Raw genomic sequence first — 1741 nt, 5'->3', positions numbered from 1 at the left:
GAGAGCGGCGGATTTAACAGGAACTGCTAGTGTAACATTTAAAAATGTTGATGGTATCAACGATGTAACAATAGAACCTGTAAAACTTACAAATGGTAAAGGCGATGTGAGTGCTAGCACAGGTCTTGGAGCGTTAGCAGAAGCAATCAACAAAGCTAGTGATAAGACAGGTATTAAAGCTAGTGTAACTGCTATTTCAACATTTGAGCAACCTATTAAAGCTGGTGAAACTACTTCAAATTTCTCAATTAATGGTGTAAAAATCGGAACAGTAAGCGTTCAAGAAAAAGACGCTAATGGTGCTTTAAGAGCTGCTATTAATGCTGTTAAAGATCAAACAGGGGTAGAAGCTTCTGTAGATACTAAAGGAAGACTTGTTTTAGCTAATAGAGATGGTAGAGGGATTAAGGTTGAGGATAATGTGAAAGTTCCTAACGGGGCTAATGATGTTCATTCTTTAGTAGTAAGAGATGCAGTAAATGGCAACAATAAAAAAGGTGTGGATTTAAGTACAGCAGATGCTTGGAATGCTAACGGGGCTAATGGTAGTATTTTAGTTGGAGAAAATAGTTTCGGAGATGTGAAAAACGCTCACGGAGTGCAAGATGCAGCTATTTATAACGATGGTTTAACTAAGACTAAACAAGCTACAGCAGCAAGTAATGCTTATAATGCTTTCCATACAGAAGAACAAAAAGCTTTAGAAAAGTTTAAATCAGAAGCAATAAGTGCTTTAGATAGTTTTATTGGAACAAATGCCGCAACAGGTCAAACAGCTACAAAAATTGGCGAAAATGCTAAAGCTGATAAATTAAAAGACTTAATAGCTAATTCAAAAGATATGAAAACCATAACAGATGCTATTAATACATTTAACGGTACAGCAGAAGCTACAGTTGATGACGCTGCAACAGCTTATCAAACAAGAATACAAAATGCTACACAAGCATATGCTACAACAGTTGAAGCAGCTGGTCAAAAAGCTCAAGGAGCATTAGCAGCATATACCAACAATGGTGATGTTCAAGCTTTAAATACTGCTTTAACTACCATGATTCAGGCAGCTACTACTGGAAAAACTGCAGCGGATATGAATGCAGTAAATACTCTTGGAACAGCTATGGGTGCATTTGAGACAGCAGCGAAACCTATTGGTGCAAAAGATGTAGATTTTGCTAATCTTGCAGCAGAAGAACAGGGTGCTTTAAGATTGACCGATGCATTTACTAATGGTGCTAATCCAACTACAGCTAAAGAGATTACTGATTTATTTGCTAGTTTAAAAAATCAAACAACTAAGGCTGATGCTAACGCTACTATAGATAAATTAACTAAAAAACTAGAAGAAGTAGTAAACGCGGCTGATGGTAAAGCAATGAGTACAGCAGAAGCTCAACAAGGTATGGTAGCTCACTCATATTTACAATTCTTCGCTGGTGTTAAAGCAGGTTTAAATGAGCCTAATAACGAAGGTCTTAGCTCAATTATAGGCTTAAATACAACTAACTCAACTAATATGGGAAGATTAAGCCTTGTTTCAAACAACGGAAGAGATATTCAAGTAGAAGTTAAAGACGCTAATGGCTTTACAAGTAATTCAGCTTTAGGATTTGATAAAAATGTTAGCGAAGCAACAGTGAGTTTAAGAGAAACTAATGCAACAATTAGTAGAGCTCAAGCTGACGCTATGGGATTTAACAATGAAGAATGGCAAGCTGGAGATAATGGGGACAATACTAAC

1 protein-coding gene is annotated in these 1741 nt (G+C 36.6%); it reads left to right on the top strand.

Going from position 1 to position 1741, the window contains the following annotated elements; translation table 11 throughout:
- Positions 1 to 1741, top strand: a 1741-nt coding sequence (locus tag AVBRAN9333_RS09365; RefSeq protein ID WP_336609904.1) for a flagellin hook IN motif-containing protein, incomplete at both ends; no start/stop codon positions are given.

It is taken from the genome of Campylobacter sp. RM9333 (genome assembly GCF_020137705.1).
GTDB lineage: Bacteria > Campylobacterota > Campylobacteria > Campylobacterales > Campylobacteraceae > Campylobacter_E.
The sequence above is the reverse complement of the archived record's forward strand: the minus strand, read 5'-3'. Positions and strand labels throughout refer to the sequence as shown.